The following is a 26,189-nucleotide window of genomic DNA, read 5'->3' as shown; positions in this document are numbered from 1 at the left end:
GTCAGCCGCCCGACGCGCCGGTCATGCCGAGGACGTCGAGCGCCGCGTCGAGCTGCTCGACGGTCAGCCTCCCCTGGTCCACGTAGCCGCGTTCGAGCACGACCTCGCGGATCGTCCGGCGCTCGCTGAGCGCCTGCTTGGCGACCTTCGCCGCCTCCTCGTACCCGATGTAGCGGTTCAGCGGCGTCACGATCGACGGCGACGACTCGGCGTACTCGCGCATCCGGTCGGCGTCGGCCTCGACGCCGTCCACGCAGCGGTCCGCCAGCAGCCGCGAGACGTTGGCCAGCAGCGTGATCGACTCCAGCACGTTGCGGGCCAGCATCGGCAGCATCACGTTCAGCTCGAAGTTGCCGGACGCGCCGCCGAACGCCACCGCCGCGTCGTTCCCGATGACCTGCGCGGCGACCTGCGCCACCGCCTCCGGGATGACCGGGTTGACCTTCCCCGGCATGATCGACGACCCGGGCTGCAGGTCGGGCAGCCGGATCTCGGCGAGCCCGGCGCGCGGTCCGGACCCCATCCAGCGCAGATCGTTGGCGATCTTGTGGAGGCTGACCGCGACGGTGCGCAGCGCGCCGCTCGCCTCGACCAGGCCGTCCCGCGCGCCCTGCGCCTCGAAGTGGTCGCCGGCCTCGGTCAGCGGCAGCCCGGTGACCCGCGCGATCTCCGCGATGACGCGCGGCGCGAAGCCCTCCGGGGTGTTGATGCCGGTGCCGACCGCCGTCCCGCCGAGCGGCAGCTCCGCGAGCCGCGGCAGGACGGCCTCCAGCCGCGCCGCGCCGTGCCGCACCTGCGCCGCGTACCCGCCGAACTCCTGGCCGAGCGTCACCGGCGTGGCGTCCATCAGGTGGGTGCGGCCCGACTTCACCACGGTCCGGAACTCGGCGGCCTTGCGCGCCAGCGCGGCCTCCAGGTGCCGCAGCGCGGGGATCAGGTCCGTCACGACGCCCCCGGTCGCCGCGATGTGGATCGACGAGGGGAACACGTCGTTGGACGACTGGGAGGCGTTCACGTGGTCGTTCGGGTGGACGGGGCGGCCGAGCCGCTCCTGCGCCAGCGTCGCGACGACCTCGTTGGCGTTCATGTTGGACGACGTCCCGGACCCGGTCTGGAACACGTCGATGGGGAACTGGTCGTTCCAGCGGCCGTCCGCGACCTCCCGGGCCGCCTCCGTGATCGCGGCGGCGACGTCCGCGTCGAGCACGCCCAGCTCGGCGTTGACCGTGGCCGCGGCGGCCTTGATGTGCCCGAGCGCGGCGATGTGCGCGGGCTCCAGCGTCCGCCCGGAGATCGGGAAGTTCTCCACCGCGCGCTGGGTCTGCGCCCGCCACTTGGCCGCCGCCGGGACCCGCACCTCGCCCATGGAGTCGTGCTCGACCCGGAACTCCTGCTCGGACATGGAAGCCTCCCGTTCGGAACCTCTGCCGTCCTTCATGGCAGCCTGTCAGGTGGCTCCCGCATTCCCCGGGGTGGGCGTTCTCACTCCCCGCTCAGCTCTTGTTCAGGGTGTAGTTCTTGCGCTCGCCCGGCGCCCCGGCGGGCTTCTGCTCGCCGTTCACCCACACGTCGCAGGCGGACGCGTCGTAGACCACCGCGTTGAGGCGGGGCTGGTCGTAGCGCCGCGCGTCGCCCTTGCGCAGGGTCTCGTCGCTGAGCACGGTGATCGCGTCGCCGGGCACCGACACGAAGATCTTGCAGGCGTCGGTGCGGGCCCGCACCACCAGTGTGGCGGACGCGGCGCCGGGCGGCGCGGCGGCCTGCGGGGTGCCGGGCGGGCTGGACGCGGTGGCGGTGGGGGAGGGCCCCGGGCTCTCCCGCATCATGCCGACGATGAGGGCCGTCGCGCCGATCCCGCAGGAGGCGACGGTCGCGCCGATCAGCGCGATCACGGCCATCAGCCGGTAGCGGGGCGTCGGCGCGCGGCGGCCCGAGCGCGGCCCGGCGAGGGCCCGTTCGAGCCGGTCGGCGGCCCGCGCGTGGCTGAGCCGGCGGGTCGGGTTCTTCTCCAGCAGCCCGGTGATGACGGGCGCGAGCGCGCCCGCGTTCTGCGGGGACGGGGTCGACTCGTTCGCCAGCGCGGACAGCGTCGCCATGACGTTCTCGCGCTCGAACGGCGGTCGGCCCTCCAGCGCCGCGTACAGCGTCGCGCCGAGGGACCACAGGTCCGACCGGGGGGTGGCCTTCTCCCCGGCGGCGACCTCGGGCGCCACGTAGGCGGGCGAGCCCATGAAGTGGCCCGTCTTCGTCAGGCTCGCCGAGCCGGAGGAGAACGCGAGCCCGAAGTCGGTCAGCACGACCCGGTCGCCGTCCAGCAGCACGTTGCTCGGCTTGAGGTCGCGGTGCACGATCCCGGCCTTGTGCGCGGTGTTGAGGGCGTCCAGCAGGGCGCGGCCGATGTGCGCGACGCGCTCGGGCGGGAGCGGCCCCGAGCGCTCGATGAGCTGTTCGAGGCTGGGCGCCTCGATCATCTCCATCACGATCCAGGGGCGTCCCTGCTCGATGACGACGTCGTACACCTCGACGATGGAGTGCGTGCGCAGCTGCGCGGGCGCGCGCGCCTCCCGCAGGGTACGGCGGTAGAAGACCACCCGGTCGTCCTCGGAGAGGTCTTCGGGGAGCCGCAGCTCTTTGATCGCCACCGCGCGATCGAGGAGCTCGTCATGCCCTCTCCAGACGGTGCCGTTGGCACCCTGACCTATTTCCGAGACCAGCCGGTAGCGCGTCGCTAGAACGAGGCGCTCTGACTGTGACATGGCGGAAAAGATACCGGAGTGGCCAGCCGGTCATCCGGGAGACCTCAGGACGAACTATATTTTCGGCTCAATACTGTGACCTACTGACGGGAAACCCGGCGGACGGGCGCCGCGAGGCCGCTCGACCGTCCCTCGCAGGGGCCGCCCGGACGCTTCCGGAGGGGCCGCCGGAGAGCCCTCGCGGGGCCCGCCGGCGGCCGCCGGGAGTCAGCGCCTGCCGATGCTGAGGACGGGGCCGGTGGTGTCGGCGAAGAAGTCCTCGCCCTTGTCGTCCACCACGATGAACGCCGGGAAGTCCTCGACCTCGATCTTCCAGACGGCCTCCATCCCGAGTTCCGGGTATTCGAGGACCTCCACCTTCTTGATGCAGTCCTGGGCGAGGCGGGCGGCCGGGCCGCCGATCGAACCGAGGTAGAACCCGCCGTGCTCCTTGCACGCCTCGGTGACCTGCTTGGACCGGTTGCCCTTGGCCAGCATCACCAGCGAGCCCCCGGCCGCCTGGAACTGCTCGACGTAGGAGTCCATCCGGCCGGCGGTGGTCGGGCCGAACGAGCCGGACGCGTATCCCTCCGGCGTCTTGGCGGGCCCCGCGTAGTAGACGGCGTGGTCGCGCAGGTACCGCGGCATCGGCTCGCCCGCGTCCAGCCGCTCCTTGATCTTGGCGTGCGCGATGTCGCGGGCCACGACGAGCGGGCCGGTCAGCGACAGCCGCGTCTTCACCGGGTAGCGGGTCAGCTCGGCGCGGATCTCGTCCATCGGCCGGTTCAGGTCGATCCGGACGACCTCGTCGTTCAGGTGCTCGTCGGTGGTGTCGGGCAGGTACTGCGCCGGGTCGGTCTCCAGCCGCTCCAGGAACACGCCCTCCGCGGTGATCTTGGCGAGGGCCTGCCGGTCGGCGCTGCACGACACCGCGATCGCCACCGGGCAGGACGCGCCGTGCCGGGGCAGGCGGATCACCCGCACGTCGTGGCAGAAGTACTTGCCGCCGAACTGGGCGCCGATGCCGAGCTTCTGCGTCAGCTCGAACACCTGGAGCTCCAGCTCCAGGTCGCGGAAGCCGTGCCCGAGCGGGGAGCCCTCCGTCGGCATCGTGTCGAGGTAGTGGGCCGAGGCGTACTTGGCGGTCTTCAGCGCGTACTCGGCCGACGTCCCGCCCACCACGATCGCCAGGTGGTACGGCGGGCACGCGGCGGTGCCGAGCGAGCGGATCTTCTCCTCCAGGAAGGACATCATCCGCTTCGGGTTCAGGACGGCCTTGGTCTCCTGGTACAGGAACGACTTGTTCGCGCTGCCGCCGCCCTTGGCCATGAACAGGAACTTGTAGGCGTCGCCGGGCGCCGCGTACAGCTCGATCTGCGCGGGCAGGTTGGAGCCGGTGTTCTTCTCGTCCCACATCGTGACGGGCGCCATCTGCGAGTAGCGCAGGTTCAGCTTCGTGTACGCGTCGTACACGCCGCGCGAGATGTGCTCCTCGTCGGCCCCGTCGGTCAGGACGTGCTGGCCGCGCTTGCCCATCACGATGGCGGTGCCGGTGTCCTGGCACATGGGCAGGACGCCGCCGGACGCGATGCCCGCGTTCTTCAGCAGGTCGAGGGCCACGAACCGGTCGTTGGGGGACGCCTCGGGGTCGTCCAGGATCCGGCGGAGCTGCGCCAGGTGCGCCGGGCGGAGCAGGTGCGCGATGTCGCGCATCGCGGTCTCGGTGAGCAGCCGCAGCGCCTCCGGCTCGACCTGCAGGAACGTCCGGCCGTTCGCCTCGAACGCGGACACGCCGTCGGAGGTCAGCAGCCGGTAGTCGGTCTCGTCCGGGCCGAGCGGCAGCAGGTCGGTGTAGGAGAACTCAGGCATCTCAGGCAGATCCTCGCGCGATTCCGATGGGGGCCGCCTCACAGGCTACGGGTTCGGGGAGCGCGGGTTCACGGGGGGCGACCTGCGCGCGCATCCCGGCCGCGACGCCCGCCGCGACCAGCGCGGCCCCCGCGAGCTCGGCGGCGCCCGGCCGGCCGAGGCCGAGCAGGACCGTCGTGGCCAGCGCGCTGACCGGCACCAGGCCCGCGAACAGCCCGGCGCGGTCGGCGCCGAGCCGGCCGATCGCGTCGTACCAGAGCAGGAACGCGATGGTGGTGACGACGACCGTCAGGTAGCCGAAGCCCGCGGCCTCGGCGGCGGTCGGGACGCGCAGCACCGCCGTCCCGTCGGCGACCAGGCCGGCGGCGAGCAGCATCGGGGCGGCCAGCGCGGCGGAGTAGGCCGAGACCCGCAGCGGGCCGAGCCGGGGCAGCAGCGGGACGGCCAGCAGGGAGAAGCACACCTCGCCCGCGAGCGCGCCCAGCGAGAGCAGGAGCCCGCGGACGCTCCCGCCGCCGAGCCCGCCCGCGAGCGCCGCGCCGGCCGCCACCGCGCACGCCGCCGCGATCACGCCGGGCGCCGGGGCCCGGCCCTCCAGCAGCGGCCCGGCGAGCGCCAGCACGATCGGGACCGCGGCGATCACCGTGCCGATGGTGGCCGGGCTGGTGTCCGCGGTGGCCGCCACGATGCAGACGTTGAACGCGACCAGGCCGGTCGCCGCGAGGGCCGCCAGCAGCGCCCAGTCCCGCGCGGACGGCCGCCGCGCGGGACCGCCCGCGAAGCGCGCGACGGCGAGCAGGATGACCGCGGCGACGGCGTACCGCACCGCCTGCCCGCCGAAGACCGGATATCCGGAGATGGTCGCCGAGACCGCGGTCAGCGTGCCGACGAGGAACATCGCGGATCCCGCGCCGACCGCCCCGCGCCTGTGAGTCGTGTTCATGGACGGAACGCTAGAATCCGGTTGGTCCTACAAGAAGGGCCAATCACCTTGCTTGACTGTGGACCATTACCGCCTTGGTGACGCTCGGGCGCCCTCCTGGCGCTGAGGGTGATGTGACCGACCTTTACCTTCCCTTGGACCGGTCCGCCGGCCGGCTCGCGGCGCAGATCGCCGCCGGTTTCCGCGCGGCCGTGCGCTCCGGCCGGCTGACCGCCGGGACCCGGCTGCCGTCGAGCCGGGACCTGGCGCGCGACCTGGACGTCTCCCGCGGCGTCGTCGTCACCGCGTACGAGCAGCTCACCGCGGAGGGCTTCCTCATCGCGCGGCGCGGCGACGGCACCCGGGTCGCGCCGCTGGCCCGCCCCGACGCGGGCACCGCCCCGTCCGACGCCACCCCATTCGACGCCACCCCGCCGGGCACCAGCCCGTCCGGCACGGCGCCGCAGCGGCCCGGCGCGCCCGGCCGCCCCGACGACCCCCCGCCCGCCCCCGCCTACGACCTCACCCCCGGCCGGCCTGACCTGTCGTCCTTCCCCCGCGAACGCTGGATCGCCGCCGCCCGCGCCGCGCTGCGCACCCTCCCGAACGACGCCCTCGGCTACCCCGACCCCGGCGGCGTCCCGGCGCTGCGCACCGAGCTCGCGGGCTACCTCGGCCGCGTCCGCGCCGCGCACGCCGACCCCGGCCATGTCGTGATCATGAACGGGGTGGCGCAGGGCCTGTCCGCGCTGCTCGCGCTGCTGCGCGCGAGCGGCCACCGGACCCTCGCCGTCGAGGACCCCACCAGCGCCCGCCAGCTGCCGATGATGGAATCCGCCGGGCTGCGGCTCGCCCGCGTCCCCGTGGACGGCGAGGGCCTCGACGTCGAGGCGCTCGCCCGCAGCGAGGCCCGCGCCGTCCTCGTCACGCCCGCGCACCAGTACCCCACCGGCGTCGTGCTGTCCCCCGCCCGGCGCGCCGCCCTGATCGCCTGGGCCCGCGACGTCGACGGCCTGATCCTCGAAGACGACTACGACGCCGAGTTCCGCTACGACCGCGACCCCGTCGGCTGCCTCCAGGGAGTGGACCCCGAGCGGGTCGTCCTGCTCGGCTCGGTGAGCAAATCCCTCGCCCCCGCCCTCCGGCTCGGCTGGGCCGTCGCGCCGGCGTCCCTCGTCGGGCGGCTGCGCGAGCACCGCGCCGTCACCGACCTCGGCGCGCCCGTCCTCGAACAGCACGCGCTGACCGAATTCCTCCGCAGCGGCGGCTACGACCGGCACCTGCGCACCATGCGGCGCCGCTACCGGGCCCGGCGGGACGTCCTCGCCGCCGCGCTGAACGAACACCTCCCCGGCGCGAGGGTTCGCGGCGTGTCCGCGGGCATCCACCTCTATGTGGAACTACCGCCCGGAACCGACGAGGACGCGATCGTGGACCGCGCCGCCCGCTCCGGCGTCGCCGTCGCCGGAGCCCGGCCCCTCTGGTGGCCGGACCGCGCCGCCGCCGCGCCTCCCGCGCTCGTCCTCGGCTACGCCGGACTGGGTGAGACACGCCTGGTCAAGGCGGCGGAACTGCTGGGTCAAACGATTACCCAGGGTGCCGGTGGGTAGGACCGACATCCCTGGAGTAGGAGGTTTGCATGAGTCTGGATGAGGCCGCGCGGCAGCTGAAGATGGCCGGCCACGATGCGCGGGTGGCCTTCGACTGCATCGGCCTGGGCGACCTCGAAAGGGCACAGGAGCACGCGGTCACCCTCCGCGCCGCCGCCGACGCCGCCGAAGTGGCCCTCAGCCGAGCCCTGACCGACCTCACCCCCGAACAGGCCCAAGCGGAGGGCGAAAAGGCACTACGCCTCCTCGAAGATGTGTGATTGCTGGTAGCCCAGGGGCGACCCCCGCAGGCCCGCACGGTCACAGCGATCCGGCACCGTGGTGTGAGGAGCGACCGGCTCGTGACGGGGGTTCCAGGGCGTCGCCCCCCTGGGTTGGCACAGCCGGGTTGAAGCCTTTGGCTGTGGCGAAGACGACCAGGATCAAGGCTGTCGGGATGATGAAGGCTATGCGTAGGCCGTGGTCTGCGCTCAGGGGGGCGATGGCGCCCACTACGGCGGCGCCCAGGACGAAGCCCACGTAGTTGAAGATGTTCACGCGGGCGACCGCGACGCCCAGGCCGGTCGGGTCGACGCGGCCCGCGGCGGAGAAGGACACCGGGGCGATCACACTGAGGCCGAGCCCGGCGAGCGCGAAGGCGGCGATGGCGACCCCCGCGTTCGGCGCGGCGACCACCCCGGCCATGCCGACGATGCCGACCAGGCCGCCGATCCGCACCACCCGGACCGCGCCCGAGCGGCGCACGGCGAGGTCGGCGACGGCCCGGCTGACGACCATGGTGATCTGGTAGGCGACGTAGCCGAGCGGGGCCACCCAGTCGCTTGCGGACAGCTCGTCGTCCAGGTACTTGGCGCCGTAGCTGGAGATCGCGGAGTCGGCCAGGTAGGCGACCGCCATCGCGGCGCCGACGACGAGGATCGGGCGCCACCGGACGCTGCGTCCGGCGGCCTTCAGCTCCTCGGCGGTCGGCCCGTCGCCCTCCTCCGCGCGGCGGTACAGGCGGTGCCCGGTCGCGAGGGAGCCGGCGATGCCCGCGGCGGCGGCGATCGCGAAGCACGCGGACAGCGGGAGGTCGATCTTGTTGGCGAGCGAAGCCCAGAGGCCGCCGAGGATGCCGGCGACGCTCCACACCGCGTAGAAGCCGGTGATCAGGCTCAGCCCGTAGCGGCGCTCGACCGCGATGGCCTGGGCGTTCATCGAGGCGTCCACCGCGCCGACGAACAGGCCGAACAGGGCGACCGCGGCGTACAGCGCGACGTCGTTGTCGGCGGTGAGGCCGATCAGCGCGATGACGACCGCGACGGCCGGCTGGGAGACCCGCAGCACCGGGCCGCTGCCGAACCGCTGGAACAGGGCGCCGGACGCGACGCTGCCGACCCCGGCGACCAGGGGCACCATCAGCAGCACCAGCGACAGCGTGGCGTCGCTGAGGTGGTGGGACTTCTGGATCTGCGGTACCTGCGTCACCAGCGAGGCGAAGCAGAGCCCCTGGACGGCGAACGCCGTGTACGCGGCGAACCGGGCCTGGCGGTCCCGTACGGTGATGCCCTGGGTCATGCGGCCCGACCTCTCTACGAGGCACAACGTGAATAAGATTCGCGTCAGCGTAGAGACAGGGTACGGGGTCGGTCAATCACCTGGTCAGTCGATCAGGCGCCGGCGCATCCCGCGGACGGCGATGACCCACATCAGCGCCGCGAACGCCACCAGGGCCCCCAGATGCCCGAGGTCGGCGAGCGGGCTCAGCCCGAACACCGCGTCCCTGACCAGCTCCACGCAGTGGTAGAGCGGGTTCAGGTACGACGCGTTCTGCGCCCACCCGGGCAGCGCGTCCACGGGGAAGAACGTCCCGGCGATCAGGAACAGCGGGGTCACCACGCCGGTGATCACGTAGTCGAACGAGTTGATCGACGGCACCACCGAGGACGTCCACATGCCGAACAGGCCGAAGCCGAGGGCGGTGAAGAACGTGATGAACGGGACCAGCAGCATGCCGAACGAGGGGTCCAGGCCGAAGAACAGGGCCACCACGAGCGGCGTGCACGAGTACACCGCCGACTTCGCCGCGATCCACAGCGCCTCGGCCGTCACCAGCTCGTGGACGTCCACCGGCGCGGCCAGCATCCCGTCGTAGGTGTGCTGGAACACCCGCCTGATGTAGCCGTTGAACATGCCCGGGAACACCGACGTGAACAGCGCCGCCGTCCCGACGACGCCGGTCGCGACGAAGTCGAGGTACCGGTAGTCGCCGATGACCGCGACCATCGACCCGAACCCGTAGCCGAACGCCAGCAGGAAGAACGTCGGCTCCACCATCGACGCGAACGACTGCGACTTCCAGTACCGCTTGTACAGCGCCAGCTCGTGCCGCCAGATCCCGCGGACCGGCGCGAACTCGAACCGCCGCAGCCGCGGCGCCTTCGCCTCCGCCTGCACCGTCATGTCGCCTCCTACTCGACCCGTTCGCCGGTCAGCACCACGAACACGTCCTCCAGGCTGGCGGCGCGGCGGACGCCGTCCGGGCCCAGCTCGTCCTCCAGCGACGGCGGGATGGTCTCCGCCTTCAGCACCGACACCGACGGGCCCGTGCGGCGCGTCGGCAGCCCCGCGGCCCGCGCCAGCCGCTCCACCTCCGCCAGCCGGTGCGGCGGGCCGTAGTGCTCCACCACCCGGTCGCCCGCGTACTCGGCCACCAGATCGGTCGGCGAGCCCCGCGCGATGACCCTGCCGTGCGACATCAGCGCGCACTCGTCCGCGAGGCGCTCGGCCTCCTCGATGTAGTGCGTGGACATCAGCACGGTCGTGCCGCCGGCGCGCAGCCCGTCGATCAGCCCCCAGAGCTCGGCCCGCACCTGCGGGTCGAGGCCCACGGTCGGCTCGTCCAGCAGGACGAGGGCGGGCCGGTGCACCAGCCCGCGGGCGATCAGCAGCCGGCGCCGCATCCCGCCGGACAGGTCGTCCACCTTCGTGCCCTGCCGCTCGGTCAGGTGCGCGATCGCGAGCGCGTCGTCCACCGCCTTGCGCCGCTCCTTGCGGGGCACCCGGTACAGGTGCGCGAACACCTCCAGGTTCTCGCGGGCGGTCAGCTCCTCGTCGAGGTTGTCCTGCTGCGGGACGACCCCCATCACGGCCCGCGCGCGCTTGGACTCGCGCGGGACGCTGAAGCCGAGTACCTCGATGCCGCCCTCGTCGGCGATCGCCTGCGCGGTCAGCATCTTCATCGTGGTGGACTTCCCGGCGCCGTTCGGGCCCAGCAGCCCCAGGCAGACCCCCGAGGGGACCTCCAGGTCCAGCCCGTCCACGGCCGTGAAGTCGCCGAACCGCTTCACGACGCCGCGCAGGCTGATCGCCGCCCCTCCGGCCCCGTCCCGGGCAGCGGCGGGCTGGGCACGTTGCAAGGTCATACCCCTCACAGTACGGACAGGGCCGGACACATCCCCACCTGTTTTCCGGTGGCCCGCCGGACGGCGGTTAATCTTCTAGGTGTGGACGTTCCCCAGCGCCCGGCCGCGAAGGCCACCAGCGTGCGCGACCTGCGCGCGTCCGACGCCGACCGGGAACGCGTCGTCGCCGTCCTCGGCGAGGCGGTCGCCGACGGGCGGCTCAGCATGGCGGAGCACTCCGAGCGCACCGCCCGCGCCTACGCCGCCCGCACCCTCGGCGAGCTGACCGGCCTCACCGAGGACCTCGGCCCCGAGGAGGCGCAGCCCATCCTCGTGGACGACCGCCCGGTCACCGTCTTCTTCGGCCGCATCCGCCGCGAGGGCCGCTGGGTCGTGCCCGTCAAGCTGCCCGTCCTGGCCCTGTTCGGGACGGTCGAGCTCGACCTGCGCGAGGCCGTCCTGCAGCGCCGCCACATCGTGGTCGACCCGCTGGTGCTCGGCGGCCGGATCCGGCTCCTCGTCCCCGAGGGCGTCCGGGTCCACGTCACCGGCCGCACCATCCTCAGCACCCGCGACCTGCGGGCCCGTCCCGCGCAGGACGGGCCCACCGTCGAGGTCGGCGGCACCATGATCTTCGGCTCGGTGCGCGCCCGCGCGCCGAAGCGGTCGCTGCGCACCCGCGTCCGCGACCGCCTGGGCCGCGGCCGCCGCGCGTAGCGCCGCGCCGCGCGCCGCCGGCCGGTTCAGACCGCGGTGTCGAAGTTGATCGCGCTGTAGGCGCGGAGCTTGGCGAGGTGGTGCTCGCTGGAGATCGTCCGGATCGTCCCGCTGCGCGAGCGCATCACCAGCGAGTGCGTCACCGCGGTGCCCTTGCTGTAGCGGACGCCGTCGACCAGCTCCCCGTCGGTGATGCCGGTGGCCGCGAAGAACACGTCGTCGGACGTCACCAGGTCGTCGGTGGTCAGCACCCGGCCGAGGTCGTGCCCGGCGTCCTCCGCCTTCCGCTTCTCCGCCTCGTCCTGCGGCCACAGCCGACCCTGGATCACCCCGCCCAGCGCCTTGATCGCGCACGCCGCGATGATGCCCTCCGGGGTACCGCCGATGCCGAGCAGCAGGTCGACGCCGGTACCCGGCCGGGACGCCATGATCGCGCCGGCGACGTCGCCGTCCAGGATGAACTTGATCCGCGCGCCGGCCTCGCGGACCTCCTTCACGATGCCCTCGTGCCGCGGCCGGTCCAGGATGCAGACGGTCACGTCGTTGGGGGAGGAGCCCTTCGCGCGGGCGATCGCGCGGATGTTGTCGGCGATCGGGCGCTCGATGTCGACGGCGTCCGCCGCCTCCGGGCCCGTCACCAGCTTCTCCATGTAGAACACCGCGGACGGGTCGAACATCGACCCGCGCGGCGCCACCGACAGCACCGCGATCGCGTTGTTCATGCCGAGCGCGGTCAGCCGCGTGCCGTCCACCGGGTCGACCGCGACGTCGCACTCGGCGCCGGAGCCGTCGCCGACCTCCTCGCCGTTGAACAGCATCGGCGCCTGGTCCTTCTCGCCCTCGCCGATCACGACGACACCCCGCATCGACACGGTGTTGATCAGCTGGCGCATGGCGTTCACGGCGGCCCCGTCGGCGCCGTTCTTGTCCCCCCGGCCGACCCAGCGGGCGGCGGCCATCGCGGCGGCCTCGGTCACCCTGACCAGCTCCATCGCCAGGTTCCGGTCGGGCGCGGACGGCTCGGTCGTGAGCGGAGAGCTAACGGTGGTCTCATCGGACATGACGGGGCAGCCCCTTCGTTCGGTGGTGCCTCGGATTCTCCGGTGACCGGACGGCGGGCCACAAATTGGACCAGACCAGCCGGGAAACGGAGCGTACCGGCACCCGTGGTACCGACCCCCGGCGGCACCGGTATTTGACGGTCCCGCGGGCAAGGGATCGTTTCCCCATGGGAGAGGGCGTAATCTCAGGCGTCATGAGCAGCGACATCGACGTCTCGTCCGGCGAGGCGGCCCGCGGCGGGGGCGCGCGGTCCGCCGAGACCCCCGCGCGGACCTCCGACCGCGGCGCCGCCACCCGCGGCGCCCTGCTGGCCGCGGCGAGGGACGTCTTCTGTGCGTCGGGCTTCGCCCAGGCCGCGGTGACCGACATCGTCGCCAAGGCCGGGGCCAGCGTCGGGAGCCTGTACCACCACTTCAACGGCAAGGCGGACCTGTACCTCACGCTGTTCGAGGACTTCCAGGGCCGCCAGCAGGAGCGCACCCGCGAGGCGATCAACGCCGTCCGGGAGGCGGGCGAGACCGACCCCATGCGGCTGTTCATCGCCGGCGCGGGCGCCTACCTGAGCGGCTGCCTCGACGAGCGCGACGTCGCCCGGCTCTTCATCTCCGGCGACGGCCCGCCCGGGTTCGACCGCGTCATGCGCCAGCGGCTCACCAAGTGGGCGCGGCGCAACGCCGCGCTGTTCCACACCGCCGACGGCGGCGTGGACGAGGCCCTCGTCACCGTGCTGACCGGCGCGATGGCGGGCGCCGTGTCCGAGATCTCGCTGCTGGACGACGAGGCCGCCGCCCGCCGCCTCGCCGACGAGATCATGGGCATCGTCGGCACGATACGCAACCCCGGTACCGAGCAGCGCTGAGCGTGGGGGATCCTGGAGGGGTGACCGACAAGACCCCGTCCCCGTCCCCCGCTCCCGCCGCGTCCGAGACCGCGTCCCAGGCCGTGTCGGACACCGCATCCCAGACCGCGGCGGAGACCGTGTCCGAGGCCGCACCGGAGGCGGCGCCCGCCGAGGCCGCGGCTCCGGCGGAGCAGGGCGTCCAGGACGAGCAGGACGAGCGGCGCGCGCCGGCGGGGCGTCCCGTCGTCGAGGTCAGCCCCGGCGTCCACAAGCGGCTCACGACCGGCCTCAGCGGCTTCGCGATGGCGATGGCCGCGTGCCTGGTCCTGGTGCTGGCGGTCTACGCGGTGGCGCCGCGCGGCGACGAGGAGGTCCTGCCGACCGTCGACTACAGCTCGCAGCTGTGGGCGATGCGCAACGACGCGCCCTTCACCGTGCACGCGCCCGAGGGGCTGCCCGCGGGCTGGCGCCCCAACAGCTCCCGGCTGACCGGCCTCGGCGCGGGCGGTGACACGCCCGTCGCGTGGCACCTCGGGTTCGTGACGCCGAGCGACGAGTACGCGGCGCTGGAGCAGAGCAACGAGAAGGCATCCGAGTACGTCCCGCGCATGACCAACAGCAGCAAGCCGACCGGGACGCAGCAGGTGGGCGGCGTCACCTGGACGAAGTACCACCGCAAGGACAAGAAGGCGAACTCCCTCGCCCGCACCCTGCCGGACGGCAGCAGCGTCGTCGTGACCGGCACCGCCTCCTACGCGGAGCTGGCCGTCCTCGCGGGGGCCCTCAAGCCGCAGGCCAAGGGCGGCGCGGACCTGGCGCCCTCCACGGCGCCGACGCCCGCCTCCTGACGCGCCAGGCCCCCGCCCCGCGCCGGGGCGGAGCCTCAGAACGGGGCGCCCTCGCCGTCGTCCGGGCGGTCGAGGGCTGCGGCCAGCCGCGCTCGGGCGCCCTCCAGCCACTCCTCGCAGACCGCGGCGAGCCGCTCGCCCCGCTCCCAGAGGGCGAGGGACTCCTCCAGCGTCAGCCCGCCCGCCTCTAGCCGCTTGACGACCTCGGTCAGCTCGTCCCGTGCCTGCTCGTACGACGGCTTCTCCGCCGTCCCCTTGTCGTCCGCCACCTGCCCCACCTTAAGACCCCTCGCGGTCGGTCACGGTCACCCCGAGGCGCCCGTCGGACAGCCGGACGTGCAGCGCCTCGCCGTCCTTGACCGCCGCCGCCTCCCGTACCACCGCCCCGTCGTCGCGCTGGACGATCGCGTAGCCGCGCTCCAGCGTCGCGGCGGGGGAGAGGGCCAGCAGCCGCGCGCGCGTGTGCGACAGCTCGTCCCCGGCCCGGTCCAGCGCCCCGGACAGGCACCGGCGCGCACGGTCCCGCAGCGCCGCGACCTGCTCGGACTGGCGCTCGATCTCGCGCACCGGGTCGGCCAGCGCGGGCCGCGACCGCACCGCACGCAGCCACGCCAGCTCCCGCTCCACGGCCCCCGACAGGCAGCGCCGGCCCCGGTCGCGAAGCTGCCGCACGAGCTGGAGCTGCTCCCGGACGTCCGGGACGGCCTTCTTCGCCGCGTCCGTCGGCGTCGAGGCCCGCACGTCCGCGACCAGGTCCAGGATCGGGGAGTCCTGCTCGTGGCCGATCGCGCTGACCACCGGGGTGCGCGCCGCCGACACCGCGCGCACCAGCGCCTCGTCGGAGAACGGCAGCAGGTCTTCCATCGCGCCGCCGCCCCGCGCGATGATGATCACATCGATCTCGGGATCGGCGTCCAGCGCCCGCAGCGCCTCCATCACCTCGCCGACCGCGTACGAGCCCTGCACCGCGGTGTTCTCCACCCGGAACGCGACCGCCGGCCAGCGCCGCCGGGCGTTCTGCAGGACGTCGTGCTCGGCGTCGGAGTCGCGCCCGCAGATCAGCCCGATCTTCCCCGGCAGGAACGGCAGCGGGCGCTTGCGCTCCGGCCGGAACAGCCCCTCGGACGAAAGCACCTGCTTCAGCCGCTCCAGCCGGGCCAGCAGCTCGCCGACGCCGACCGGCCGGATCTCCAGCACGCTGAGCGAGAACGTCCCCCGGTTGATCCAGAAGTCCGGCTTGGCGTGCACCACGACGCGGGCGCCGTCGGTCACCGCCGGGCCGGCGGCCTCGACCACGGCGCGGGGCCCGACGACGCGCACCGACATGTTCGCCACCGGGTCGCGGAGCGTCAGGTACACCGTTCCACCGCGGGCGTTGAGGTCGGTGATCTGGCCCTCGACCCAGATCCGGCCGAGCCGGCCGATCCAGCCGCTCACCGCCTGCAGGACCGTCCGCACCGGAACCGGGGATTCGGCCGTGGTCTCCATCGCCATGCAGGAACACTACTGACTACGACCCCGAGGAGAGTGATCCGTGACCGCATCCGACCGCGAGCTCGCCGAGCAGCTCAACCTGCGCCTGCGCCACGTCGTGCTGATGCTGCGGCAGGCCGCCGCCGACCAGCCGGTCACCGGCCAGCAGCTGTCCGTGCTGGGCTCCCTGGAGCACGGCCCGCGGCGGATGACCGAGCTCGCCGCCGAGCACGGCGTCCGGCTGCCGACCATGACCGCCCAGATCAACCGGCTGGAGCGGGACGGACTCGTCGCGCGCGGCCGGGACGGCGCCGACGCCCGCGTCGTCACCGCGCGGCTCACCGGGGCGGGCCGGGAGCGGCTGGCCGCCGGGCGGGAGCGGCGGCTGTCCTTCCTCACCGGCCGTCTCGCGCACCTGTCGGACGATGAGCGCGCGCGGATCGCCGCCGCCCTGCCCGCCCTGGAGAAGCTCTTCAGCGGCCCCTGAGACGCCGACGAGCCCCCGGGCAGGCCCGGGGGCTCGTCACGTCGCGTCGTTGCGCTCGTCCGCCGTAGCGGACGTCAGTTGAGGCCGTTGAGCTTGGCGATGCGGCGCTCGTACATGCGGATGATGTCCTCGCGGCCGGCGTGCTGGCGCTCGTACTCGCGCAGCAGCTTCACCTGCTCCACCGTCAGGCCGCGCAGGCGCGCGCGCAGCTGCGGCAGCGTGGCGGAGTCGTAGTCCGGCACGGGCAGGTCCGCGGCGATCTTCTTCGCCTCCGCCGGGGCGGCGGGCTTGGTCTCCGGCTTCGGCTCGAACGCCTTGCCGTCCTCGGCGACCGCTTCGGCGGTCGCCTCGTCCGACGCCTCCGCGGGCGCCTCCGCGGCGGCCGGCTCCGGTGCGGGCTCGGCGGGTTCCGGGCTCGGCGCGGGCTTGGCCTGCGGCGCGGGCTCGGGCTTCGGCTCGGCGGGCTCGGGCGACGGGGCCGGCTTCGCGATGGGCGCCTGCCCGCCCTCCGCCTCCACGGACCCCTCCGCCTCCACGGACTTGGCGTGCCGCCGGCCCAGCGCGCCGGGCTTCGCGGGCTTCGGCGGCGGGCCCGGACGGGCGTGCTTCGGCCGGTGCCGGGTGCCCGTCCGGGAAGCCGGCTCGGCTTCGGCGTCGGACGCGGCCTCGGGCCCGGGCTCGGGCTTGGTCGCGGCGCCGGGCTTGCCGACGGAGATCTCCGCGCCGGCGGTGCGCGCGCCCCCGGCGGAGCGCGCGGCGGCCGTCCGCCCCGCGGGCCGGGTGCGGCGGACCGGCTCGGGCTCGGGCTCCGGCTCCTCGCCGCGCACCCGCTCGACGACGCGCTCGACGACCTTCTCGGCCGTGCCCTGCACGTCGTCGCGCAGCCGCCCGAGCACCGGCTTCACGCCGCCGCCCTGGGTGATCTCCTTGTAGTCCCTGGTGACCCGGTCGCCGAGCAGCAGGGCCCGGCCGACGCCGAACATGGCCAGGCGGACGGCGTGCAGCGGGAGATCGCGAACCTGCTCGCCCACCGTGTCCCGGACCTGCTCCTTGAGGCGGCGCGGCGATTTCGTCATCGACTCTTCCTCTTCCTGCCTCGTCTGGTGAACTTCACTCTGCCCCACGGGTGCGATCGCGGTCACCCCGGGTTAATGGATTTCTGTCCAAAGACACCGTGGAGTCGGTCACAGCCAGGTCACTCCCACGATCCGGTGACTCGTACGATAGAGCCATGACCGCCAACAGCCAGCGCCGTGTCCTGCTCGCCAAGCCGCGTGGTTACTGCGCAGGCGTCGACCGGGCCGTCCAGACGGTCGAGATCGCCCTGGAGAAGTACGGGGCTCCGATCTACGTCCGCAAGCAGATCGTCCACAACGTCCACGTCGTCAAGACGCTGGAGGAGCGCGGCGCGATCTTCGTGGACGAGACCGAGGAGGTGCCCGAGGGGGCGATCGTGGTGTTCTCCGCGCACGGCGTCGCGCCCGCCGTGCACCAGGAGGCCGCGGGCCTGAACCTGCGCACCATCGACGCGACCTGCCCGCTGGTCACCAAGGTCCACAAGGAGGCGGTCCGGTTCGCCGCCGACGACTACGACATCCTGCTCATCGGCCACGAGGGCCACGAGGAGGTCATCGGCACCACCGGCGAGGCGCCCGACCACATCCACCTCGTCGACGGCCCCGACGACGTCGCCAACGTGACCGTCCGCGACCCCGAGAAGGTCGCGTGGCTCTCGCAGACCACGCTGTCGGTCGACGAGACCGTCGCCACCGTCGAGAAGCTCCGCGAGCGGTTCCCCAAGCTGATGGACCCGCCGTCCGACGACATCTGCTACGCCACCCAGAACCGGCAGGTCGCCGTGAAGGAGATGGCGGCGCAGTCCCAGCTCGTCATCGTGGTCGGCTCGACCAACTCCTCGAACTCCGTGCGGCTCGTCGAGGTCGCCAAGGAGCACGGGGCCGACAACGCCTACCTCGTCGACTACGCCGAGCACATCGACCCAGCCTGGCTGGAGGGCGTCACCACGGTCGGCGTCACGAGCGGCGCCTCCGTCCCGGACGAGCTGGTCCAGGAGGTCCTTGCGTGGCTCGCCGAGCGCGGCTTCGGCCCCGCGGAGGAGATCGAGTCCGTCTCCGAGCACATGCGCTTCTCCCTCCCGAAGGAACTCCGCAAGGACCTTCGCGTCACACCGGTCTAGGCCGGGCTCACGGGGGGCGTACGGGCCCGGCGCCGCTCAGTCCACCTCGCCGTGGGGGAGGCGGCGCTCTCCCGTCGTCACCGGGGACTCGTCCCACCGGACGGGGTTCTCGTTCTCCTCCTTCTCGAACAGGCGCATGCCAGCGAGCTTGTCGCGCAGCTCGCGGACGTTCGTCATGAGCCCGCGCGCGAGGCAGATGACGAGGACCAGCAGCGTCCCGAAGAACAGCCACGGCGCGGTGGCCGCCAGCGCGGCCAGCACGCCGACCGTGACGCCGCGCAGCAGCGAGCCGCCGCCGAGCTCGGTGGCGAACACGACGACGACCGTGGCGGCGAAGAACACCAGTGGCGGGCTGACGACGAGCGTGAGCAGGTCGGCCCGGCGCGTCGCGAACGCGGCGAGCGCGCAGCCGATCGCGAACCCGGCGCCGGCGAGCAGCGGCACCCCGAGCCAGCGCGACAGCAGCCCGCACACCACCCCGGCGGCGAACATCACCACGATGCCGCCGCGGCCGGTCAGCGTGACCGGGTTCCCGGAGCCGGCCGAGCGCGCGCGCGGGCGCGGGGCCGGAGCGCCGTGCTGACGTCCCACTGCACCCTCCGGAGCCGGCGAGGCGCCGCCGGGCGCGCCGCGTGCCGTCGATGGACTCATCGCCACCCCTTCGCTCCGGGGAGCCGGCGGCCCGCTCCGCCCGCTTCGCCCCGCTCCTGCGCGTCGCGCCGGTCCGCCTGCTCGGGGATGGCCTGTGAGCCGAAACCTACCGCTTCGGGCGCCGGGGCGGGCTCTCCCTCGTCCTCCCGGTGGTACTCCTCAGCGGTCAGTTCGGCCGCCGAGAGCGCGCGCGGGCTCTCCTCCACCGGACGGGGGCCTTCCAGGCCGTCCTCGACCACGCCCAGCTCGTTCAGCTTGCGGGCGCTGACGAGGACGCGCGTCTCCAGCGACCCCACCGTCCGGTTGTAGGACTTGATGGCTCCGGTCAGGGCGCGCCCCAGCTCGTCGACGTGCTGGCCCATCGTGCCGAGCCGCTCGTACAGCTCCTTGCCCAGCTCGAAGACCGCGCGCGCGTTCCTCGACAGGGCGGCCTGCTGCCACGCGTAGGAGGCCGTCCGCAGCATGGTGATGAGGGTGGTCGGCGTGGCGATGTGCACCCGCCGGCGCATCGCGTACTCGAGCAGGCCGGGGTCGCGGTCGAGCGCGGGGGCGAGGAACGCCTCCCCGGGGATGAACAGGACGACGAACTCGGGGGCGGGGCTGAACGCCTGCCAGTACGACTTCGCCGCGAGCCGGTCGACGTGGTCGCGCAGGTGGCGGGCGTGCGCGTCCAGGCGGACCGGGTCGCCGCTCTCGGCGGCCTGCAGGTACGCGGCCAGGGAGACCTTGGAGTCGACGACGATGCTCTTGCCGCCGACCAGCCGCACCACCATGTCGGGACGCACCGTCCCGTCCGCGGTGACGGCACTGGCCTGCTCGTCGAAGTCGCAGTGGTGCGCCATGCCGGCCAGCTCCACGACCCTGCGGAGCTGGAGCTCGCCCCACCGGCCCCGCGCCTCGGGCCGCTGCAGCGCCCGGACCAGCGACTGGGTCTCGCGGCGCAGCTGGTCGGAACTCTGCCGGACGAAGTCGACCTGCTTGGCCAGCATCGCGTGCGACTCGCGGCGGCCGGTCTCCACCTCCCGGAGCTGCTCCTCCACCTTGGCGAGGGTCTCCTTGAGCGGCGCGACCAGGTGCTCGACGGCCTGCTGGCGGCGCTGGAGCTCGCCCGCCGCCTCCACCCCCGCCGCCTTGAGCCGCGCGTCCGCCAGTTCGAGGAACCGCTGGTTGCTGGCGTCCAGGGCCTTGGCGGACAGGTTCTCGAAGTGCTCGGCCATCCGCTCCTCGGCGTAGGCGAGCTTCTCCTCGGCGGCGCGCGCCCGCGCGATCAGCGCGCCCTGCCGGCCCGTCGCGAGCGCGTACCCGGCGACGGCGCCGAACACGGCGCCGACGAGCAGGCCGGCGAACAGCGCGAGGTCCATCCGCTCATCGTGACAGCGCGGCGGCGATGCGCGATCGCGACGCGCCGGGATGCCGCGGGACGCCCCGTCCCGGACATTCGGCGGAACCCGCGGAGGTTCCGGGCAGTTCGCGGCGTGCGCGCGCGCCCATAAACTTGACCGCCGTGAGCCTCTCCATCGGAATCGTCGGGCTGCCCAACGTCGGCAAGTCCACCCTGTTCAACGCGCTGACCAAGAACGACGCGCTGGCCGCCAACTACCCGTTCGCGACCATCGAGCCCAACGTCGGCGTGGTCGGGGTGCCCGACCCGCGCCTGCACACGCTGGCGGAGCTCTTCGGCTCGCAGAAGGTGATCCCGGCGACGATGGAGTTCGTCGACATCGCGGGCATCGTCAAGGGCGCGTCCGAGGGGCAGGGGCTCGGCAACAAGTTCCTCGCCAACATCCGTGAGACCAACGCGATCTGCCAGGTCATCCGCGCCTTCGAGGACCCGGACGTCACCCATGTGGACGGCGACGTCGCCCCGTCCCGCGACATCGAGACGATCAACACCGAGCTGATCCTGGCCGACCTCCAGACGATCGAGAAGGCGCTCCCGCGCCTCGACAAGGAGGCCCGCACCAAGAAGGACAAGGACAAGCTCGCCGTCGTCGACGCCGTGAACGCCGCGCAGAAGCTGCTGAACGACGGCGTGACGCTCTTCGCCGGGGCGGAGAAGGCCGGCATCGACCTCGCGCTGCTGCGCGAGCTGCACCTGCTCACCGCCAAGCCGTTCCTCTACGTCTTCAACCTCGATGAGAGCGAGCTGACCGACGAGGCCCTGCGCGCGCGCCTGCGCGACCTTGTGGCCCCCGCCGAGGCGATCTTCCTGGACGCCAAGATCGAGGCGGAGCTGATCGAGCTGCCGGACGACGAGGCCCTCGAACTGCTCCAGGGCATGGGGCAGGAGGAGTCGGGCCTGTCGCAGCTCGTCCGCATCGGGTTCGGCACGCTCGGCCTGCAGACGTACCTGACGGCGGGCCCCAAGGAGGCGCGCGCCTGGACGATCCGCAAGGGCGCCACCGCCCCGGAGGCCGCCGGCGTCATCCACACCGACTTCCAGCGCGGCTTCATCAAGGCGGAGATCGTCTCGTTCGCCGACCTCGTCGAGGCCGGCTCCATGGCCGCCGCCCGCACCGCCGGCAAGGTCCGGATGGAGGGCAAGGACTACGTGATGCAGGACGGCGACGTGGTGGAGTTCCGCTTCAACGTCTGACCGAGCCGTGGCCCGCGGCGGTCCGGCAAGGGCCGTGACCAGTGTGATTTTGGCAACAGCGGGCCCGTGCGGTGCCGATGGGGCCGCTGAGGCCCCTGAGCTGCCGTTTTGCTGTGTGATGTCGCGTATCGGCCAGTTTGTCGGTTTCTTTCGGGAATGGATTGCGGCCGTCGGCGCCACCCGGTCACCAACCAACGACCGAGTCGCGCCGCTTGTCCGGAACCTGGACCTGCGCACTCTTCGGAGCCTTGGATAGGGGATCGTCACCGTTTGGCAATCTTCCCCGTTCCTGTTGAGGTGGATTGCATTATCCACAACCGCGTGCCGGGGCTGTGCTTCGCTGCGATGCGCTGGAACAATTGACGCCCGTGGTTACCCTGGGCCCGAAGGTGGGTTCGGAAAAGCCACCGGAACATGACCAGGCACACAGGACCGCGCCGACCGGGGGCGAGGCGCGAGCGGAGGCAGGATGGCTCGCAGGTCGGCCGTGGGACGCGGCCGTGACACCGCCGTAGTCGAGGAGACCGCGGCGCCCGCCAGGGCGCTCGCGTCCTCCGTCGACCCCTCGTGGGACCTGTCCGGCCGGGACGGGCGCCGCGGCGGGTCCGGCTCCGGCGGCTCGCGGGGCGGCCGCTGGGGCGGGTCCGGCGGCCGCTGGTGGGTGTGGGTCGGGCGCGCCGTGCTGTGGGCGCTGATCATCGTCATCCTCGTCAACGGCGTGCGCGCCCCGTTCGAGCGCTTCACCGAGGGCGAGTCCGGCGGCGGGGCGGCGTCCCCGTCCAAGCCGCCGCGCAGCGCCGGGTTCCCCAGCAGCGCCGCGGGCGCGTTCGCCATCCAGTTCGCCAACGTCTATCTCAACTACGACCAGAAGACCGCCCCCGCCCGCGAGGCGCAATTGCGCACCTTCCTGCCCGACGGCGCCGACGCGCAATTCGGCTGGAACGGCGTCGGGAAGATGCAGGTGCAGTCCGTCCAGGTCGCCGGAGTGGACGCCCGCGACGCCAACAACGCGACCGTGACCCTGCTCGCGCGCACCGCCGACCGGTGGCTGCGGCTCGCCGTTCCCGTGTACGCCGACAAGAGCGGCTCCCTGGTCGTGTCCGCCCGGCCCGCCCTGCTTCCCCCGCCGACCAAGGCGCAGCTTCCCGCGGGCGGCGTCGACGACCGCGACACCGCGCTCGAGAACGAGCTCAAGCCCTTCCTCGGCACCTTCTTCCCGGAGTACGCGTCCGGCAACCAGGAGGCCCTGTCCCGCTTCTCCGCCGGGACGACCATCACCGGCCTCGCCAAGTCCGTCACGTTCGTGCAGGTCAAGGAGGTCATCGCGCCGAAGGGAGCCCAGGGCGAGCGGTCCGTCACCGCGACGGTGGTGTGGCAGCCCGCCGGAGGCGGCGGCGGCGAGCTGGAGCAGAGCTACCAGCTCACCATGGTCAAGAAGGGCACGACCTGGCTCGTGCGCGACATTCGCGGCAGCACCGAACCGAACGCGTCATGAGAGGCCGCGAATTGAAGAAACCGTCCCCCGAAACCGCCGACCTAGGAAGGTAGAACATCGATGCTGCACCACCTTATGGCGTCGATTCCGCTCGAACTCCTGGCGGCGCCCGATGACGAACTGAAAACCGATCAGCTGGCCGACTGGCTCCGCCAGATATTCGGCCCGCTGTTCCTCGTGATCGTCTCCATTGTGGCGATCTTCTTCCTGTTCACCCGCGAGATCACGCGATTCGTGCAATTCATCGTGCTGGCGATCGGCATCGGAGTGATCTTCTACGTGCCGAAGATCATCGAGACCACGGCCAAGGCGATCGCCACGGCCCTCGGTGTGGACGTCTCCTGACCCGGGGAGGCACGGCGCTCGCGCAGGGAGGGGAGTAGGGGCGTGGATCTGCCCACGTACACGAACATCTGGCGCATCGAGAAGCGGCTGTACAAGCTGTACGACCTGCGGCTGCCCATGCCGCTGCCGCTCGTCCAGATCGGCGTCTTCCTCGGCGTGTTCGTGCCCTGGATCCTGCTGCTCAGGCTCGTCGGCGTCCCGTTCGAGTCGCCCTGGCACGTGCTGTACATCGTCCCGCCCGGCGTCCTGACCTGGCTGGCGACGCGCCCCGTCATCGAGGGCAAGCGCCTCACCGAGCTGCTGCTCTCGCAGAGCCGCTACCTCGCCGAGCCCCGCACCTGGTGCCGCCTCACCCCGATCCGCGAGCCCCGCGAAGTGGTGATCGTCGCCCGTGTCTGGCGCCGCGCCGAGGGCCCCGCCCCGGTCGCCGCGGCGGAACGCGCCGCGATCAAGTCCCGGCGCAGGCGGCGGCACGCCGACCCCGAGCCCACCCCGCTCCCGGCCCGCATGCCGCGCCCCGCGACGGCGGCGGCGCCCCCGCCCCTCGTCGAGTACGCCGCCCAGCAGGAGCAGCCGGCCCCCCAGGAGCAGCCGGCCGCCCGGGAGGAGCAGCCGGCCGCGGCCCCGCCCAAGCCGTGGCGCCGCACGACCCGCGACATCTTCCACGAGGACGACGTCCTGCCCCTTCCCGCCGCCGAGATGGAACGCCCCCCGGCGACCCCCCAGCTGGAGAACCCGGCGGGCTCCGGCAAGCGCGCCCTGGCCTCCGGCGTCCGCCGTCCCGGCGCCCCCGCCGAGATCTGGCAGGCCGCCCCCGCCACGCGCCCCGACATCCCCCAGCAGCACCCCGCCGACATCCGCCGCGCCGCGGAGGAGATTGCCAACGGCCCCCGCGAACCCGCCCCGGACGCCTCCGCGACGGCCCCCCGCGCCCCCGCACCCGGCCACCCGGGAGAACCGGCTCCGGCCGAGGGACCACGCCAGCCGAGTCCCACGGGCACGACGCCCGCCCCCGCCGCGCCGCACACACCGGCACCGTCCGAGCCGACACGGCCCCAGGGCCCTGCACACCCCGCCCATGGGGCCGCCCATGGGAGAGGCGTTCCTGCGCCAGGCCCCGCCGCGGCCGGCGGCCCAACACCCGAGGCAGCCTCGTCCGAGGGCCGGCCGAGCCCTGCGCGTCCCGCTCAGGGGCCTGGCGTTCCGGTGGCGGGTCCCGGTGCAGCGGGTGCACCCGCAGCAGAACAGGCGCCTTCGGAGCGGACGCGTCAGCCGGGTATGACCGGCGGCCCTGCGGCCGGAACCGGTGCGACCGCGCCGGAGTCGGCGCCGCCCGGGGGGACGCCGCAGCCTGCGGGGGCAACGCCTGCGGCAGGTGCGGACGCCGGGCAGCGGGTCCGGGCGCAGGAGGCTGCTTCGCGAGGCGGTGCGTCCGGTGGGGAGCCGGGAGACAAGAAGGTCGCCGGGCCGCGCGCGCCGGTGCCTCCTCCGCCGCCGTGGGCGCCGCCCGTGACGCGACCGGACGTGCCGATGGTGCCCGGCGCGTTCGGGGCGCCGCCGCGGCCGGCGCCGCCCGCGCCGCGCCGGGAGCCGCCCAAGCCGTGGTCGGAGGGGCTGTCCCGGCCGCAGCGTCCGGCGGCCGAGAACCCGGTGCGGCCCGCCGAGCCCCCGGCGGCGCAGCCCGCCGCGCAGGTGCCCGCCGCGCAGGTCCCGGCACCGCAGGTCCCGGCACCGCAGGTCCCGGCACCGCAGGTCCCGGCACCGCCGCCGCCCGTACCGCAGGTGCCCCAGCCGGCGCACCCGGGGGACGAGCAGGCGCCGCCGCGCGAGGTGCGCTCGCAGCCGGCCTCGCCGGTGCGGCCGCGGCCGCTGCCGCCGCCGCCCGCGCCGCCGCCGTCCGGTCCGGCGATCACGCCGCCGGGGCCGGAGCACGAGGTCAGCACCGGCGGGTTCCGGCGGCTCATCCACGCCGTCGGCGGCGGGCACGGCGAGGTCGACGCCGAGTACCAGCAGCGGCTCCAGCAGCCGTTCCACGGGACGCGGCACGTGGTCGTGCTCGGCTGCACGGGAGGCGCGGGGCAGACCGTCACCGCGCTGATGCTCGGGCACACGTTCGCGCAGCACAACGGGGAGCCCGTCGTCGCGATCGACGTGAACCCCGGGCCGGGCGCGCTCGCCCGCCGGACGCGCAGCGAGACCAACGAGACGCTGACCGGGCTCATCACGCGCGCCGACCAGGTCGGCAGCCTCACCGCGATGCGCCGGTACACCTCGCAGGCCAAGTCCGGGCTCGACGTGATCGCGGCGGGCAAGAACCCGCTGCAGGCGCTCGACGACCGCGACTACGCGCTCGCGATCCGCACGATCGACAGGTTCTACTCGGTGACGCTGCTGGACGCGGCCGCCGCGGTGGTCGCGCGGGTCCTGCCGTACGCCGACCAGATCGTGCTGGTGGCGCCGGCCAGCGCCGACGCGCCGCGCGCCGTCGCGATGACCTTCGAGTGGCTGGACGGCCACGGCTACGAGGAGCTGCGGTCCCGCGCCGTGACCGTCATCAACGGGGTGAGCCGCCGCAGCATGGACGACGTCGAGCAGGCCGAGGCGGTGGCGCGCGGCAGGTGCCGGGCCCTGGTGCGCATCCCGTGGGATGATCACCTCAGCATGGACCGCGCGCCGCGCAACGAGCTGAAGTCGTTGCGGACGCCGACGCGGCGTGCCTACCTTGCCTTGGCCGGTGTCGTCGCCGGCGGCTTCAGCGTCATGCCCGAGCGTTACCAGGAGCTTCAGCAGGAGCAGGAGGCCACCCGATGAGCGCCCCTCGCGGGCATCGAGCGGAGACCCTAGTGAAACGGGCATCCCTGGCGGACGGGTTCGACGTTCATGACCGTCCGGACCGTGAACACTCGCCCGGACAGCCCTGCGCGGCCGCGCGGGCACCGGGAGAATCGTGGCGCGCCT

At 73.4% G+C, this 26,189-nt stretch carries 24 protein-coding genes; 11 read left to right on the top strand and 13 right to left on the bottom strand.

Features of this window, described 5'->3' with window-relative positions; genetic code table 11:
• Position 1 precedes the first annotated feature (1 nt).
• The 4 genes from CHF16_RS09470 to CHF16_RS09455 form a co-directional block, all read right to left on the bottom strand.
• The gene (locus CHF16_RS09470; RefSeq protein ID WP_089325545.1) at positions 2-1,402 is read right to left on the bottom strand and encodes a class II fumarate hydratase; all 1,401 of its coding nucleotides are present in this window, start codon (positions 1,400-1,402) and stop codon (positions 2-4) included.
• A gap of 91 nt (positions 1,403-1,493) precedes the next feature.
• A complete protein-coding gene (locus CHF16_RS09465; protein ID WP_089325544.1) occupies positions 1,494-2,756 on the bottom strand; it encodes a serine/threonine-protein kinase in 1,263 nt (420 codons plus the stop codon).
• Between the two features lie 207 nt (positions 2,757-2,963).
• A complete protein-coding gene (locus tag CHF16_RS09460) occupies positions 2,964-4,604 on the bottom strand; it encodes a fumarate hydratase (protein WP_089325543.1) in 1,641 nt (546 codons plus the stop codon).
• Between the two features lies 1 nt (position 4,605).
• A complete protein-coding gene (locus tag CHF16_RS09455; protein ID WP_089325542.1) occupies positions 4,606-5,547 on the bottom strand; it encodes an EamA family transporter in 942 nt (313 codons plus the stop codon).
• 113 nt (positions 5,548-5,660) lie between these two features.
• Here CHF16_RS09455 and pdxR point away from each other — a divergent pair, with 113 nt between their 5' ends.
• Complete coding sequence (pdxR, locus tag CHF16_RS09450) at positions 5,661-7,136, top strand: MocR-like pyridoxine biosynthesis transcription factor PdxR (RefSeq protein ID WP_089325541.1); 1,476 nt, start codon at positions 5,661-5,663, stop codon at positions 7,134-7,136.
• 29 nt (positions 7,137-7,165) lie between these two features.
• Positions 7,166-7,396 (top strand): hypothetical protein, encoded by a 231-nt coding sequence (locus CHF16_RS09445; protein ID WP_089325540.1) that lies wholly within the window; start codon positions 7,166-7,168, stop codon positions 7,394-7,396.
• 40 nt (positions 7,397-7,436) lie between these two features.
• Here CHF16_RS09445 and CHF16_RS09440 read toward each other — a convergent pair whose 3' ends face one another.
• From CHF16_RS09440 to CHF16_RS09430, 3 genes are all read right to left on the bottom strand, one after another.
• Positions 7,437-8,693, bottom strand: a complete 1,257-nt coding sequence (locus CHF16_RS09440; protein WP_179271452.1) for an MFS transporter — start codon at positions 8,691-8,693, stop codon at positions 7,437-7,439.
• 84 nt (positions 8,694-8,777) lie between these two features.
• Positions 8,778-9,578: an ABC transporter permease gene (locus CHF16_RS09435; protein WP_089325539.1), complete on the bottom strand. Its 801-nt coding sequence runs from the start codon at positions 9,576-9,578 to the stop codon at positions 8,778-8,780.
• A gap of 8 nt (positions 9,579-9,586) precedes the next feature.
• Positions 9,587-10,540, bottom strand: coding sequence for an ABC transporter ATP-binding protein (locus CHF16_RS09430; protein WP_089325538.1), 954 nt, complete (start codon positions 10,538-10,540; stop codon positions 9,587-9,589).
• A gap of 81 nt (positions 10,541-10,621) precedes the next feature.
• Between CHF16_RS09430 and CHF16_RS09425 the strand changes: the two genes are divergently transcribed.
• A complete protein-coding gene (locus CHF16_RS09425) occupies positions 10,622-11,236 on the top strand; it encodes a DUF1707 SHOCT-like domain-containing protein (RefSeq protein WP_179271451.1) in 615 nt (204 codons plus the stop codon).
• A 26-nt stretch (positions 11,237-11,262) separates the two neighbouring features.
• Here CHF16_RS09425 and glpX read toward each other — a convergent pair whose 3' ends face one another.
• On the bottom strand, positions 11,263-12,297 hold the full coding sequence (glpX, locus tag CHF16_RS09420) for a class II fructose-bisphosphatase (RefSeq protein ID WP_089325537.1): 1,035 nt from the start codon (positions 12,295-12,297) through the stop codon (positions 11,263-11,265).
• Between the two features lie 194 nt (positions 12,298-12,491).
• On the opposite strand from glpX, the gene CHF16_RS09415 reads away from it, so the two are divergent.
• Together CHF16_RS09415 and CHF16_RS09410 are read left to right on the top strand one after the other, a co-directional pair.
• Positions 12,492-13,157, top strand: a complete 666-nt coding sequence (locus CHF16_RS09415) for a TetR/AcrR family transcriptional regulator (protein WP_089325536.1) — start codon at positions 12,492-12,494, stop codon at positions 13,155-13,157.
• Between the two features lie 20 nt (positions 13,158-13,177).
• Entirely contained in the window at positions 13,178-13,987 is an 810-nt protein-coding gene (locus CHF16_RS09410) for a DUF4245 domain-containing protein (RefSeq protein ID WP_245868308.1), read from the top strand.
• 35 nt (positions 13,988-14,022) lie between these two features.
• Here the strand turns inward: CHF16_RS09410 and CHF16_RS09405 are convergent, their stop codons facing one another.
• Positions 14,023-14,256, bottom strand: coding sequence for an exodeoxyribonuclease VII small subunit (locus CHF16_RS09405; RefSeq protein ID WP_089325606.1), 234 nt, complete (start codon positions 14,254-14,256; stop codon positions 14,023-14,025).
• 10 nt (positions 14,257-14,266) lie between these two features.
• A complete protein-coding gene (gene xseA, locus CHF16_RS09400; RefSeq protein ID WP_089325535.1) occupies positions 14,267-15,481 on the bottom strand; it encodes an exodeoxyribonuclease VII large subunit in 1,215 nt (404 codons plus the stop codon).
• A gap of 40 nt (positions 15,482-15,521) precedes the next feature.
• On the opposite strand from xseA, the gene CHF16_RS09395 reads away from it, so the two are divergent.
• A complete protein-coding gene (locus tag CHF16_RS09395; RefSeq protein WP_342750084.1) occupies positions 15,522-15,947 on the top strand; it encodes a MarR family winged helix-turn-helix transcriptional regulator in 426 nt (141 codons plus the stop codon).
• 74 nt (positions 15,948-16,021) lie between these two features.
• Here the strand turns inward: CHF16_RS09395 and CHF16_RS09390 are convergent, their stop codons facing one another.
• The gene (locus tag CHF16_RS09390) at positions 16,022-17,023 is read right to left on the bottom strand and encodes a DUF8129 domain-containing protein (RefSeq protein ID WP_089325534.1); all 1,002 of its coding nucleotides are present in this window, start codon (positions 17,021-17,023) and stop codon (positions 16,022-16,024) included.
• 155 nt (positions 17,024-17,178) lie between these two features.
• Between CHF16_RS09390 and CHF16_RS09385 the strand changes: the two genes are divergently transcribed.
• Complete coding sequence (locus tag CHF16_RS09385) at positions 17,179-18,144, top strand: 4-hydroxy-3-methylbut-2-enyl diphosphate reductase (protein WP_089325533.1); 966 nt, start codon at positions 17,179-17,181, stop codon at positions 18,142-18,144.
• Between the two features lie 36 nt (positions 18,145-18,180).
• Here the strand turns inward: CHF16_RS09385 and CHF16_RS09380 are convergent, their stop codons facing one another.
• Positions 18,181-18,735 carry a DUF6542 domain-containing protein gene (locus CHF16_RS09380; RefSeq protein WP_245868307.1) on the bottom strand — a complete coding sequence of 185 codons (555 nt, stop codon included), beginning with the start codon at positions 18,733-18,735 and terminating at the stop codon, positions 18,181-18,183.
• 56 nt (positions 18,736-18,791) lie between these two features.
• Positions 18,792-20,156, bottom strand: a complete 1,365-nt coding sequence (locus CHF16_RS09375) for a DNA recombination protein RmuC (RefSeq protein ID WP_089325532.1) — start codon at positions 20,154-20,156, stop codon at positions 18,792-18,794.
• Between the two features lie 143 nt (positions 20,157-20,299).
• Between CHF16_RS09375 and ychF the strand changes: the two genes are divergently transcribed.
• The 4 genes from ychF (at position 20,300) to CHF16_RS09355 (ending at position 26,042) form a co-directional block, all read left to right on the top strand.
• Positions 20,300-21,391, top strand: a complete 1,092-nt coding sequence (gene ychF, locus CHF16_RS09370) for a redox-regulated ATPase YchF (RefSeq protein ID WP_089325531.1) — start codon at positions 20,300-20,302, stop codon at positions 21,389-21,391.
• A gap of 469 nt (positions 21,392-21,860) precedes the next feature.
• A complete protein-coding gene (locus tag CHF16_RS09365) occupies positions 21,861-22,886 on the top strand; it encodes a conjugal transfer protein (protein ID WP_089325530.1) in 1,026 nt (341 codons plus the stop codon).
• A 60-nt stretch (positions 22,887-22,946) separates the two neighbouring features.
• On the top strand, positions 22,947-23,231 hold the full coding sequence (locus CHF16_RS09360; RefSeq protein ID WP_089325529.1) for a hypothetical protein: 285 nt from the start codon (positions 22,947-22,949) through the stop codon (positions 23,229-23,231).
• 42 nt (positions 23,232-23,273) lie between these two features.
• On the top strand, positions 23,274-26,042 hold the full coding sequence (locus CHF16_RS09355) for a TcpE family conjugal transfer membrane protein (RefSeq protein ID WP_089325528.1): 2,769 nt from the start codon (positions 23,274-23,276) through the stop codon (positions 26,040-26,042).
• Positions 26,043-26,189 lie beyond the last annotated feature (147 nt).

Source organism: Actinomadura meyerae (assembly GCF_900188445.1).
GTDB classification, from domain to species: domain Bacteria; phylum Actinomycetota; class Actinomycetes; order Streptosporangiales; family Streptosporangiaceae; genus Spirillospora; species Spirillospora meyerae.
This window is presented reverse-complemented; position numbering and strand designations above follow the sequence as displayed.